Source organism: Chelatococcus sp. KU-N122 (assembly GCF_055391085.1).
The window spans coordinates 151,761-164,299 of sequence record NZ_AP043981.1 but is presented as its reverse complement, the minus strand read 5'-3'; the positions used below and the strand labels follow the sequence as shown (position 1 = coordinate 164,299).

Genomic DNA, 12,539 nt, shown 5'->3' with positions numbered 1-12,539 from the left:
TCCGGCGCTTTAGCGCGGCGCCATGCGGATGGCGCCGTCGAGGCGCACGTCCTCGCCGTTGAAGTAGCCGCAGGTGATCATCGTCATGGCGAGCTGCGCGTACTCCGCCGGATCGCCGAGGCGCTTGGGGAACGGCACCGAGGCGCTCAGCGCGTCCTTGACGTTCTGCGGCGCGCCGTTCATCAGCGGCGTGTTGAAGATGCCGGGCAGGATGGTGTTGACGCGGATGCCCTCGCTCATCAGGTCGCGGGCGATCGGCAGCGTCATGCCGACGACACCGGCCTTCGAGGCGGTGTAGGCGACCTGGCCCATCTGGCCGTCCTCGGCGGCGACCGAGGCGGTGTTGACGATGGCGCCGCGCTCGCCGTCCTCGAGCGGCGACAGGGTCAGCATGCCCTTGGCCGATTTGGCGACGCAGCGGAAGGTGCCGACCAGGTTGATCTGGATGATGCGGTTGAACGCATCGATCGGGAAGTGCACGGGCTCGCCCGTCTTCTTGTCGCGGCCGGCGGTCTTCACCGCGTTGCCGGTGCCGGCGCAGTTCACCAAGATGCGCTCCTGGCCGTTGGCGGCGCGGGCCTTGGCGAAGGCGGCGTCGACCTCGTCGTCGGAGGTGACGTCGACCTTGCAGAAGACGCCGCCGAGCTCCTTGGCGAGAGCCTCGCCCTTCTCCGTGTTGAGATCGAACAGGGCGACCTTGACCCCCTGGGCCGCGAGCGCCCGGGCGGTGGCGGCCCCGAGGCCGGAGGCGCCGCCGGTGATGACGGCGGAAATCGATGAATCGAGCTTCAAGTCGGATCCTCCCTAGCTGGAGAGCATGAGCCTATCAAACGATTGATCATGCTCCTGTCGCACTGGCCTAATGCCGCTTGCGCGGCGAGGTCAAGTCGGGGAGGGCGGCAATGGCCGCCGAAGACGCGGCCTGGGCGGACAGCCTGCATCACGTCGGCCATATTTTGCGATCGCACGGCCCGGCCGGGGCGCCCCTAGATGTCGGCGCCCTGAATGATGCCGCCGAAGCGTTTCCAGGCCGCTCCGTCGAACCTCTGCAGCTGCACCTGCCGAATCGGATGGTAATTCGTCGGGCTGGTATTGACCAGGATGCCGGGCAGCATGGTCGGCATCTGGAGATCCTGGAGGCTCGTGGCCTGCTTCATGATGTTCTCGCGGGTGAAGTTGCCGTTGCACTGCTCCAGCACCTTCATGAGCACGCGCGCCACGGTATACGCATACAGGATGTAGGAATCGTTCGCCTTGCCGTCAGGGAAGTATTTGGCGAGGAAGGCCAGGTATTCCTTGATGCCGGCGTCGTCCGCCCAGGTGGGATCGGTGGCGTCCTTGAGGTAGGCCGAGGCGATCACGCCGGTCGAGCGCTCGGCGCCGGCGGGGATCAGCACGCCCGCGATCGAGGCTGCGCCATTGGCGATATAGTGGGTCGGCTTCCACTGGAGCTCGTAGACCCGCTTGATCGACTGGGCGACGAACTTCGCCGTCGTTCCCGAGAGCAGCACGTCGGCTCCGCTCTGCTTCAACTGCACGATCTGCGAATCCACCGTGGGATCGGAGACCTCGTGCGGAACGGTGGTCACCTGCTTGTCGAAATTGCCCTGCAGGACGTCGCGCATCCCCGCGACGTAATCCTTACCGAGGTCGTCGTTCTGATACAGGATGGCGATCTTGGCCGACGGGTTCTGCTGGAGGGCATGCTTGGCGAAGATCTGCGCCTCGATGCGGGCGCTCGGCGCAAAGCCCATCGTCCAGGGATTGGTCTTGTAGTCGCCCCACTTGTCCCCGTTCACGGACAGGAACAGGTGCGGAATCTTCTTCTGGTTGAGGTACTTGACGATCGCTGAGTTCGGCGCGGTGCCGAGCGTGTTGAACATGAAGGCGACGCCGTCGCTTTCCACCAGCTTGCGCGTCTGCTCGACCGTCCTCGGCGGGCTGAAGCCGTCGTCGTAGTAGATGTAGGTGATCCGTCGGCCGGATACGCCGCCGGCCTCGTTGATCATCTTGAAGAACGCTTCCTGGCAGCGCGCTTGAATGCCGAGCGCCGAGACCGGGCCGCTCAACGACGTCGTGCTGCCGATCTTGATGTCGGTGTCGGTCACGCCCGGCAGATCATCGGCATGCGCGCGACGGGCGCCTGCGGCGGTGAACCCTGCCATGGCCATGCCCGCCAGGAACGATCTGCGGTCGAACGCCGTCATGTGACCTCCCCAGGTCTTCGCCGCCTACCGCGTAGGCCGGTCTTGTCGTTGTTGGTCGACGGGAGACGTCTCCCGACGCCGAGGCCGGGCCGCTGGCCCTGGCGCTTCGGAGCGGCGGCGAGATTAGAGCGCGCTCTAATGATGTCAATCGGCGCGCGAGCGATCGGTCGGTCGCTGCGGCGGGCGCAGCCGGGCGGCCGTGCCGGGAGCCGCCACGGCGGCGAGGATGAGGGAGAAGCCGAACTTGAGCTTGCCGCGCAACTGTTCCGTCGTGATCATCCCCTCGGCCCAGTGGGAGAGGCCGCCACGGGCGAGGAACGACAGCGTCGCCCCCGTCTCGGCATCGTCGGTGTCGGGCCTCAGGCGCCCGCTGCGGCGGGCCGCGGCCACGAGGCCGCACCAGAAGTCGACGCGGGGCTTGCTGATCTCGGCGTAGAGATTGCCCTCCCGCCCGCTCACGTACATCATCGCCTTGTACAGGCCCGGCTGCTCGTCGTAGAGCTCGGTTGCGACGTCGAGCGCTATGAAGAAGTTGTCCAGCGCATCCGCCGCAGCGCGCTCGGCGAAGACAGCCTCGAAGCGCGCCAGATCCTGATCGAAGACCCCTTTGAGGACCGACGATTTGTTGCCGAACAGGTTATAGACGGTCGCTGGACTGACGCCGGCATGCTCGGCAATGAGGTTGATCGAGAGCGCCTCGAGCTCGATTTCGCGCAGCAGCTTCGTCGTCGCCGACACGATTCGCGCGCGGCGCCCGCGCTTTGCCAGTTCGTGCCCGCTCGGCTTGGCGTCCATTCCCGTTCCTCTCCGGCGCGTTCGAGCGTCCACGATCTTCCGGTGGAGATCCGCCGTTCCACATGCCAGCAATACGATCCAGCTGCGTGGCGCACAATTTGTCGCGCGGCTCGCATTGACATTATTAGAGTGCACTCTAAAAAAGTGGCATCCACCGTGGCCCTGGAGAGCCCGGTCGGATCAAAATTCGACAAGGCGCGCCGCGTGGGCCGACGGCCAGCGCCCGGATCGCGGCAGTGGCGGGAGGAGTACGATGGCTGAAATCAGCGGCGGCATGGCTCTGGGGAGGTCGTTGAGCGCGCTCGGCGTCAGCGAGGTGTTCACGCTGCACGGCGGGCACCTGGATTCCTTTCTTACGGCGTGTGCCGACAACGGCATCCGCCTCACCGATACGCGGCACGAGGCGACGGCGGGCCACGCCGCCGAGGCCTATGCGCGCGCGACGGGCCATGTCGGGGTCTGCGTCATCACCGCCGGGCCCGGCTTCACCAACGCCCTGACGTCGATGACCAACGCCTGGCTCGATGCGACGCCCGTGCTGTTCATCGCCGGCGCCCCGCCGCTGCGCGAGGTGGCGACCAATCCGCTGCAAGGCGGCTTCGACCAGGTCGCCATGGCCGCGCCGGTGACCAAGTGGTCGCATCGCATCACCAACGTCGAGCGCATCCCCGATCTGGTCGAGAAGGCCGTGCGGCTGGCGCGCTCCGGCCGGCCCGGCCCGGTGTTCATCGAGGTGCCGATCGACATCATGTTCGGCCTGGCCGACGAGGCGCTGCTGTCGAAGGCGGCCCGGCCGGCCGTGTCGGCGCGGCCTGCGGTGTCCACTGCGACCGTCGATCATTTCGTCGCTCTGCTGGAGGCGGCGGAGCGGCCCGCCATCATCGTCGGCGGCGGGGCTGCGTCGCGCGAGTGCGCCGCGCTGCTGAGCGGCTTCGCTGAGGCGGCGGCGATCCCGGTGCTGGCCAGCAACAAGGGCGCCGGCATCCTCGCCCACGACCATCCCCTCAACGCGGGCGCGGCCGGCACGCTGGCCGTGGCCGCCCTCGTCGAGCGGCAGCCGGCCGACCTGGTGATCCTGCTCGGGGCGCGCGCGGGGATGTTCCTCGGCGGCCGCCAGGGAACCATCATCCCCCACGCGGCCAAGCTGGTGCAGGTCGATATCGACGAGGCCGAGATCGGCCGCCTGCGCGCCCCGGACCTCGCCGTCACCGCGGATGCCACGGAGTTCCTCAGGGCCGTGGGCGAGCGCACCGGCGGCCGTGCGTGGCGCCGGCGCAGCGAATGGATCGACACGCTGAAGCGCTGCCCCGGCCATTTCGTGCGCGCCTTCGAGACTGCGCCCAAGGAGGGCGCGACCGGGCTGCTTCATCCCTTCCACGCGGCGAGGGCCGTGGCCGAGGCCTTGAGCGCCGACACCGCCATCGCCTGGGACGGCGGCGAGGCGCCCGGCTGGTTCCGCCCCTTCGCCCGCGTGCCCGGGCCCGGGCTCAGCCTCGGCAACGGCTATCTCGGCTGCCTCGGCGTGGGCCAGGGCTTCGCCATCGGCCTCGCCCGCGCCCGGCCGGAGCATCCGGTGGCCCTCATCCTGGGCGACGGAGCGGCGGGCTTCCATATCGCCGAGTTCGACACCATGGTGCGGCATCGGCTGCCCGTGCTGACGGTGATCTTCAACAACGCCTGCTGGGGCATGTCGCAGCACGGGCAGGAGCTGGTCTTCGGCCGGCAGAACCTGGCGGCGGTGAAGCTGGCGTCCAGCGACTATCACGAGGTCGCGACCGCCTTCGGCGGCCACGGCGAGAAGGTGACGCGCTACGAGGACATCGCCCCGGCGATCCGGCGCGCCCAGGCGGCCCGGGTCGCCGCCTGCATCAACATCATCACCGATCCCAGCATCGTGCACCCGGTGACGCCGATGATGATCGGCAAGCTCGATGCCGAGGACGAGATCCCCATCCCCTACTACGAGAACATCCCGGCCCAGGGCCGTCGGGCCCATGGAGCGGCACAATGAGGGCCGTCGTCCGCCGTCAGCGTCGGCTCGTGCTGGACGAGGCCTTTCCCGAACCCGTGCCCGGCACCGGGCAGGTGCTGGCACGCTCGCTCGCCTGCGGCATCTGCGGGTCCGACCTGCACGGGCTCGAGCATCTGGAGGAGCTCGCGGCGCTGGCGCAACGCTGCGGCTCGGCGACGACGCTCGACGGCGACAAGGACGTGGTCTTCGGCCACGAGTTCTGCGCCGAGGTCATCGAGGCGGGGCCGGGCTGCAGCGGCCGCATCCAGCCCGGCACGCGGGTGGTCGCCATGCCGTTCTGCGCCGGGCCCACCGGCATGGAGCTCGTCGGCTTCTCCAACCGCTTCTCCGGCGCTTTCGCGGAACGGTTGCTGCTCACCGAGGCGCTGCTGCTGCCGGTGCCCGAGCATCTCTCCGACGTCCTCGCCTGCCTGACCGAGCCTTTCGCCGTCGGCGAGCATGCGGTCGCCACGGCGCGGCTCGCGGATGATGCGGTGGTTCTCGTCCTCGGCTGCGGACCGATCGGCCTCGCCACCATCGCCGCCGCCAAGCTGCGCGGCGTCGGTCCCGTCATCGCCTGCGACTTCTCGCCGGCACGGCGGCAACTGGCGGAGACCGTCGGCGCCGACATCGTCATCGATCCCGCCGCCGACAGCCCCTACGGGCGCTGGGAGGCGTTCGACGTGCCGGCGACGCTGGCCAGCCGCTCGGTCGCGCTCGCCACGGGGCGCCGGACGCGCCCGGCGACGATCTTCGAATGCGTCGGCAAGCCGGGCATGCTGCAAGCCATCATCGACGGCGCCCCGCCACAGTCGCGCATCGTCGTCGGCGGCGCGTGCATGCAGTCGGACGCCATCGAGCCGCTGATGGCCATCAACAAGCAGCTGAGCTTCGACTTCGTCTTCGCCTACACGCCCGAGGAGTTCGCCGCTACGCTCGCCAACATCGCAAGCGGGCGTATCAAGGCGGAGCCGCTGGTCACCAAGGTCGTCGGCCTCCCCGCCGTGGCGGAGGCCTTCGGGCTCGCGAGCCGCGCCGACGAGCACGCCAAGATCGTCGTCGATCCTCGCCTGTGACGGGACCATAAGGGTCCGGCCGGCATCGGCGCCGGAGCGGACGAAGCATCGGGAGGAATGAGCGTGCGCTTTTCGGGCAAAGTGGCGATCATCACGGGCGGGGCCTCGGGCATCGGCGAGGCGACGGCGCGCCGGCTGCACGGCGAGGGCGCAACCGTCGTCGCCTTCGACCTCGACGACGAACGCGGCGCCGAGCTGGTGCGGGCGGCCGGCGGCGAGCGCATGGCATTCCGCCATGTGGACGTCGCCGACGGAGCGCAGATGGCGGAGGCCATCCAGGAGGTCGCGCGCCAGCATGGCCGGCTCGACGTGCTGTTCAACAACGCCGGCATCGGCTCGCACAGCACGACGGTCGACCTGCCCGAGGAGGACTGGCGCCGGGTGTTCGCCGTCAACGTCGACAGCGTCTTCTACGGCTGCAAGGCGGCCATTCCGATCATGACGGCGCAGGGATCGGGCGCCATCGTCAACACCGCCTCGATCTCGGGCCTGGCCGGTGATTTCAACTTCGACGCCTACAACGCGGCGAAGGGCGCCGTGGTCAACTATACGCGCGCCCTGGGGATCGGCCTCGCCCGCGCCGGCATCCGCGTCAATGCGGTCTGCCCCGGCCCGGTCGACACGCCGATCATCGCGCGCGTGAAGGAGATGCCGGGCCTGCGCGAGCACTGGGACGAGCGCGTGCCGCTGGGACGCTTCGCGCGGCCCGAGGAGATTGCCGCTGTCGTCGCCTTCCTGGCCAGCGACGAGGCGTCCTTCATGGTCGGTGCAGTGGTGCCGGTCGACGGCGGCGTCACCGCCCATACCGGCCAGCCGAATATCGTCCGCTTCCTCGAAGCGAGCGCGTAGTACGAGGCTAACCAAATGCAAGCGCGTATTATTACGACCATCGGCATCAAGACTATGACAAGTCTGTCTTGCGGCGATCCGCCGTGGGCTCATCATGGGAGATAGGGCAGGTGTGAAGGGGCTCAGCCCTGCACTCTCACGAATGCGCGCGGCTGGATCTGAATATTCGCGCGAACCTGGTCGTAGATTTGCGCCGCGCCGGGCATTTCGATTGTGACCGCAAGACCGAACGGAATCGCCTCGTCAACTGGGGTCCCTTGATCTTTTTCCCGCTGAACCTGGACCGGGATTGAAGCTCCATTAGCGATCACGCCGATGCGTGCATAACGCCATCTACGATGGACGATCGTTCCACTCTCAGACTGGCTGTTGGACGGTTGGCTCGTGGAGGTTCCAACGCCTGCGATCTCCAGACTGTCGGGCTGAAGCGAGTTGATCTTCAGCTTGACGGCACGGTAGGCTAGGTGCCCAGGCCGGATTGGTGTGAACCAAGCGAGGGTTGCTCGCACCTCCCGAATGCTTGCGCTGGCGCCGAGGGCGGCGGGAATCGGAATGTCGAAGGCCAGCGACCCTTCTATCGGCAGCGTGCCGGTCGCCCACATGGTGGCTCGATCCGCGGCACAAGCAATCGCATCTTCCGGATCGACAAAGCCGTATCCCAGATGGCGGCAAACCTCTCGTCGCCAATGCTCATGTGACCTCACGAGCGAGGCCGTTCCTGATCTGGTCCACCCCGCGGCGGGCTGAGTCGCGAAGCTTCTCGCTCCCATGGCCGACGCCGTCCCCGATGTTCGTCGAGCGGTAGCGAAGTACTAGGTCGCTCGCCACCCTGAATGTCGATTCGCTGAACGGGCGGCGACGGTACTCCCATGAGGTCTCGCGCGCCGATCGTGTGGTGCCTGATGCCCCTTGTGCGAGGTCTCCGCGCTGTCCAGGTCACGGCCGCTGAGCAGCGCGAGCACTCCGTCGCCGCGAGGGCCAGAACTCACCCGTTCGGTCGCGAGTGACGCTCCTCCCGCGGCTCAATCTGCCCTGAACAGCTGCGCTTGCGAAACGTGGCCTTCGGCCTCGATCATCCTGAAGCTCTTGGGCGGATAGCCCACGGTCGCGTCAGGGCTGTGAATGCCGGCAACTCGCGTGCCACGTCGGCCACCGTGACGTGCTCGCGCACGAGCTCGCCCTCGATCGGCGCGTGAATGCGCGCGATGGTGAAGCCTTGCGGGTTGCCCCAGCCATCGGGCCTTGCGCGAGCGCATGATCCTGCGAGACATCGGCGTGTGGTCCCACTACATCGGCGACGCCAGCCAACCGCTGCACGTGACCGCGCGTCACGTTCAAGCTTGAGCTTTGGAGGGAGACCCCGAGTTCGCCCCAGGGGGGCTCTGGGCCGGGTCGGCCTTTGAAGATTTCGGCGAGCCGTCAGATCCGGATGTTGCCCCTCTCCGCAGCGGCGGGCATCACACATCAATGTGGAACTCTCTGTGGCCACACCGGGTGTAGCGCATTTGACGCCCAAGATCCGATAACGGCACGTCGCGGGCCCGACCTCGATGATATCAGTCTTCCGGAAGAGGAACAGTCCGGCCCAGCTGAAAACGGCGCGCATCCGGTGATTGCAGTGTTCAATTCGAAGAAATGGCTGCCATTTGCAGCAACAAAGTACGTGGATCCACTCAGAGGCGAGAAATTGTACGGGCAAGAAAGCGCAATTACCGTCGAAAATACACGCTCAATCGATCTAAAGTATTCGCAAAATCGATAGCAAGCCGTTGTTCACGTAAGAACATGTAACGTAGTGTCCAACATCTAGGCGCGGATTAAGTTCACACCAATCTGCGCTCACAACATTGCACCCACGTGATCCCATCCTATCGAAGAAGTGCAATAAACTGGGCCATGATAGCCCAAATGGTTCAGGGAAGCTAACCGCTGGCGCAGACAGGGGGTCAACAACATCGGTATCGATCGAAAGGTGAATTGGCACATCCTCCAGGAGGTGTTCAAAAACATCCTCGATATCGCATGCGATATGCTTCTCAGATAACGCTCTTTGGCATGATGTGAGGCTTCGGAGACCAGAAAGGGTGATTCGCGCCACATGCGATTCGCGCGCAACAAACCCCATAAAGTTACCGCAACTAGGCGTCCGCTGATCTACCTTAGCCTCAAAGTCAGAATGCGCATCCAAATGCACAACTTGAACACGCTGATATCCCTCACTTAGCGAACGTATTAGAGGAAGCGCGCAACTGTGATCGCCTCCCAGCAGCAAGATCTTCCGTTCTCGCCGAACAAGATCGCGGAAAATAACCTCACAATCACCGAGGTATCTTCCTCTAGATACCGACGAATGAAAGGGTAGATCTCCGAAATCGGAGACGTCAAGCGGACCCACTTCGTGGACTCCGTTCTGGCTCTCTCTGTACAAAGAACGTCTTTCGCCCAATCGTTGCCACCCTGTGAGTGACCGCAGGACCCTGGGAGCATCGCCCGTTCCGCTTACGGATCCCGCGCCGCCTTCGTACGGCATGCCCACGACGACAACTCTGCCACATCCCCCACTCGTGGCTCCGAATAGAGTGCGAGACAAGGACAGCCTCCGGCGCGAAAACCAGCGAGCGTTCAGTTGACAAGCGACGTCGCCTGCTGTCAACTGGAGCACGGCAACGGAGTTGCTTTCTCGAATGCAGCAGGAGCCAGCCATGGGGACCGCCGGGAAGTCTGATTCCGCAGAGGAAAACACAAGCCCGCCCTCAGCTGAGGAGCTTGCAGAACGGATGCGATCGCAAGGTTACGAGCCTCCGTCGATTGATAATATGGATCCTGAACTCCGTAGTGTTAGATATGCCGGTGACACCGCGTATGGTGAAACCTCGTTCAATTTAGACAAGAGCGCCCAAGCCGACCATGAGGGAAGTCCGTTGGAGGCTGCGCGAGCTTTGAAAGACAAAGACGGAAACAAATAATCGGTATTGCGTGCGCCAATCACAAATCCGTTTGTCCTGATTTATTGCGGAAGCTGTGACGGCGCTGTATCCGAGAGAATGTGATGGCAACTTCTGCCTGATGTATTGCCTAGATCCAAATAGGAAGGCGCAATAACATATAAAGTAGCGGCGCCAGCCGCACGGACGTTTTGCGCTAGCTGAGCTGCTGCCAGCTCAATTTGCGCAGTTCTGCGTTGGCGTTCGTATGCTTTCAACGCCCGATAGCGGAACTGTAGAACGGGAGTGCAGACGTGAATATACATTTGCCTCCGGATGGGGCCGAATTCTGTGCGCTCTTGGTCTTTCCACCCGGGTGGTCGCCTTACTCCCCTTACCTGTCGGTACCGCTGCTGGCCGGCGCGTTGAACGACGCCGGCTATTCAACGGTATGCAGAGATCTAAACGTCGAGTTTTTCAGGTGGATGTTAGCTCCGCAAATGATCACGCGGCTACGCGAGCGGGTGATGTTGCGCACTATGTCGGATGCAATGACAGCAGCAGAGCAAGCTCGCCTGGGTGCCGCAAAGATTTTTGCTGACTTTATGCCCGAGGCGGCTGGACGTGTAACGGATGTGCTTCGGAATAGGGCCCTGCTAATGGATAGGGCCACTGAGGTGTGGTTGTCAGAGGCAATCGGGCATATCACGAATTATTTCTCAGCTGCTTTTCCGGGATTCAATATTAATCCAGAAACCATGGAATTTTCGAATTATTCCCGAACGAGATCGAGTGACATCTTATGTGTTGCTCGGGACGAAGCGGTGAACCCCTTTATTCAGTTTTATAGGGAATGTGTCTTCCCGAGTCTGGGAGGGCATTCGTTTATAGGCATTTCCCTAACGGACGTCGCTCAGTTGATTCCGGCGGTTACGTTGGCTATCGAAGCTCGGAAGTTCCTAAGCTCGTCAGTCCCGATAGTGCTAGGCGGGAACTATGCCACGAGGATGGTGGAATCATGGGACTACGCCCATCCCTTCTATGACTTATTCGACGTGATCGTGCGGTCCGAAGGCGAAGACGCGATTGTAGCAATCGCAGAAACCATTAAATACAGTAAACCAAAGTGGCTTGGTGTACCAAACGCCTCTTATGTCTTAGACGGTAAACTGGTCAAAAATGACATTAAGGAGGCCGACATATCACGATCGCCGCGTCCGCGGTTTGAGCAGCTTGCTTTGGATCTTTATCTATCTCCTGAGATCATTTTCCCGCTCTTTTTATCTAGGAGCTGCCGTTACAAGTGCTCGTTTTGCTCGATACCATGGGCAAGCAATTCCTTCCGGATCCGCCCTCTGGACAGGGTGATCGGCGAAGTTGCTACACTCAAATCGATTGTTGGAGCAAAGCACTTCACTTTCGTTGATGAAACATTCGAGTGGAAGTACGGCGAAGCCCTGGCGGATAGTCTAATTCGGGAAAAGATAGATATACGATGGTATGCAGAAGCTCGGTTTAGCAAGAAATTGAATTCTACACTGGCTAGACGTCTTCATCAGTCCGGTTGTCGTTACCTTATGTTCGGTCTCGAGTCCTACAACCAACGTATTCTAAATCTAATGAAGAAGGGAGTAAAGGCACAGGACATTGAGCCATGTTTGATTGCGGTACTAGAAGCTGGGATTTCGTTTCATCTGTTTTGCTTCCTAGGCTTTCCGGGAGAGACAGAGGACGAAGCTAACGAGACAATCAGGTTTGTTTCCTCCATCTTGAAGCTCGCTCGCGAGAAGCATGATGACTTCTTTTGTTCCAGTGGAGCAGGTACGTTCTCTCTTGATCGCCATGCGCCCGTTTATCGAGAGGCCAATCAGTATGGCGTGGTTGTACGTGAGCCGGAGGCTAGCGAGGACTTGCGCTTCGATATGAAATACGATGTTCGGAGTGGCTTATCGCACTCCGAAGCGCTCGCGGTGTTGCAGAGGGCCTCGGGTCAAGTAGATCGGAGGAGTGTTTTCGATGCAATTGGGAGAGTGTCGATCAGAGATAACGTTCATGCCCGGAGACGACCGGAGGAGTGGAACTTCATTCTCAAATGCGGTTCGGATGAAGCTGTAGCGGAAGTGTGTGGGCCTGGAATCATTGGTGAACTACTCCATGAGTCAAACGACGGTTCTTGCGCAACTGAGTACCAGTGCGAGCTGAGCGGGAACCCAAAGAAGCGTGGACTTACTGGGAGCGCGCGGTTTTATGTCAATGGGGCGACCTGGGTGGCTGCCGAGCTGCCGCATCTTCATACGGTATGTGGAACTACCGAACGTGAGCGTCGGGACATATACGAGAGGCTGCGGCGCGCGGGAGCATCGCGGGCAATGGCGGAGCAATTTAGCAACTATCAGGTGGTACATCCTCAAAATGGGCGCTTATTATCATCTGTCGAGATTGTTGAGAGAGATGACAATTTCTATCTTGTTGATATCGACACAGAAGAATGTTGGAGCCTCTCAATCAGCAGCGCCATGATCATTCGTATGTTGCAGTCGAACGCGAGTGACGAAGAGGTCGCGCGCACCTTAGAACGATTTGGGGAGGGTGCTGTTCATGATGGTATGGCCTTCCTGGGGCAGCTTGACCGGAATAAGATGTTGCTACCTACCTAAACTTGTCGTTGGCTGACCGA

9 protein-coding genes are annotated in these 12,539 nt (G+C 62.7%); 4 read left to right on the top strand and 5 right to left on the bottom strand.

Going from position 1 to position 12,539, the window contains the following annotated elements; genetic code table 11:
• Positions 1-9 precede the first annotated feature (9 nt).
• The 3 genes from ACZ5PO_RS00715 to ACZ5PO_RS00705 all read right to left on the bottom strand — a co-directional run bounded on the left by ACZ5PO_RS00715 (position 10) and on the right by ACZ5PO_RS00705 (position 3,002).
• Positions 10-792, bottom strand: a complete 783-nt coding sequence (locus tag ACZ5PO_RS00715; protein WP_464189237.1) for an SDR family NAD(P)-dependent oxidoreductase — start codon at positions 790-792, stop codon at positions 10-12.
• A gap of 194 nt (positions 793-986) precedes the next feature.
• Positions 987-2,207 carry an ABC transporter substrate-binding protein gene (locus ACZ5PO_RS00710; protein WP_464189235.1) on the bottom strand — a complete coding sequence of 407 codons (1,221 nt, stop codon included), beginning with the start codon at positions 2,205-2,207 and terminating at the stop codon, positions 987-989.
• Between the two features lie 144 nt (positions 2,208-2,351).
• Positions 2,352-3,002 (bottom strand): TetR/AcrR family transcriptional regulator, encoded by a 651-nt coding sequence (locus ACZ5PO_RS00705; RefSeq protein ID WP_464189233.1) that lies wholly within the window; start codon positions 3,000-3,002, stop codon positions 2,352-2,354.
• Between the two features lie 253 nt (positions 3,003-3,255).
• Between ACZ5PO_RS00705 and ACZ5PO_RS00700 the strand changes: the two genes are divergently transcribed.
• The 3 genes from ACZ5PO_RS00700 to budC are packed head-to-tail and all read left to right on the top strand — an operon-like array spanning position 3,256 to position 6,938.
• Complete coding sequence (locus ACZ5PO_RS00700; RefSeq protein WP_464189231.1) at positions 3,256-5,013, top strand: thiamine pyrophosphate-binding protein; 1,758 nt, start codon at positions 3,256-3,258, stop codon at positions 5,011-5,013.
• Positions 5,010-6,089, top strand: a complete 1,080-nt coding sequence (locus tag ACZ5PO_RS00695; RefSeq protein WP_464189228.1) for a zinc-binding dehydrogenase — start codon at positions 5,010-5,012, stop codon at positions 6,087-6,089. The genes ACZ5PO_RS00700 and ACZ5PO_RS00695 overlap by 4 nt, the downstream gene beginning before the upstream one ends.
• Positions 6,090-6,146: 57 nt before the next feature.
• Complete coding sequence (budC, locus tag ACZ5PO_RS00690) at positions 6,147-6,938, top strand: meso-2,3-butanediol dehydrogenase (RefSeq protein ID WP_464189226.1); 792 nt, start codon at positions 6,147-6,149, stop codon at positions 6,936-6,938.
• Between the two features lie 122 nt (positions 6,939-7,060).
• On the opposite strand, the gene ACZ5PO_RS00685 is transcribed toward budC, so the two are convergent.
• A complete protein-coding gene (locus ACZ5PO_RS00685) occupies positions 7,061-7,540 on the bottom strand; it encodes a hypothetical protein (RefSeq protein ID WP_464189224.1) in 480 nt (159 codons plus the stop codon).
• Positions 7,541-8,676: 1,136 nt separating this feature from the next.
• The gene (locus ACZ5PO_RS00680) at positions 8,677-9,642 is read right to left on the bottom strand and encodes an arginase family protein (protein WP_464189222.1); all 966 of its coding nucleotides are present in this window, start codon (positions 9,640-9,642) and stop codon (positions 8,677-8,679) included.
• Between the two features lie 534 nt (positions 9,643-10,176).
• On the opposite strand from ACZ5PO_RS00680, the gene ACZ5PO_RS00675 reads away from it, so the two are divergent.
• Positions 10,177-12,519 (top strand): B12-binding domain-containing radical SAM protein, encoded by a 2,343-nt coding sequence (locus ACZ5PO_RS00675; RefSeq protein WP_464189220.1) that lies wholly within the window; start codon positions 10,177-10,179, stop codon positions 12,517-12,519.
• Positions 12,520-12,539 lie beyond the last annotated feature (20 nt).

Excerpts from the sequence above, each read along its gene's own strand:
- ACZ5PO_RS00685 (WP_464189224.1), bottom strand. The coding sequence starts at position 7,540 with ATGTGGGCGACCGGCACGCTGCCGATAGAAGGGTCGCTGGCCTTCGAC.
- ACZ5PO_RS00695 (WP_464189228.1), top strand. The coding sequence starts at position 5,010 with ATGAGGGCCGTCGTCCGCCGTCAGCGTCGGCTCGTGCTGGACGAGGCC.
- ACZ5PO_RS00700 (WP_464189231.1), top strand. The coding sequence starts at position 3,256 with ATGGCTGAAATCAGCGGCGGCATGGCTCTGGGGAGGTCGTTGAGCGCG.
- ACZ5PO_RS00710 (WP_464189235.1), bottom strand. The coding sequence starts at position 2,207 with ATGACGGCGTTCGACCGCAGATCGTTCCTGGCGGGCATGGCCATGGCA.
- ACZ5PO_RS00680 (WP_464189222.1), bottom strand. The coding sequence starts at position 9,642 with ATGGCTGGCTCCTGCTGCATTCGAGAAAGCAACTCCGTTGCCGTGCTC.
- ACZ5PO_RS00705 (WP_464189233.1), bottom strand. The coding sequence starts at position 3,002 with ATGGACGCCAAGCCGAGCGGGCACGAACTGGCAAAGCGCGGGCGCCGC.
- budC (WP_464189226.1), top strand. The coding sequence starts at position 6,147 with ATGAGCGTGCGCTTTTCGGGCAAAGTGGCGATCATCACGGGCGGGGCC.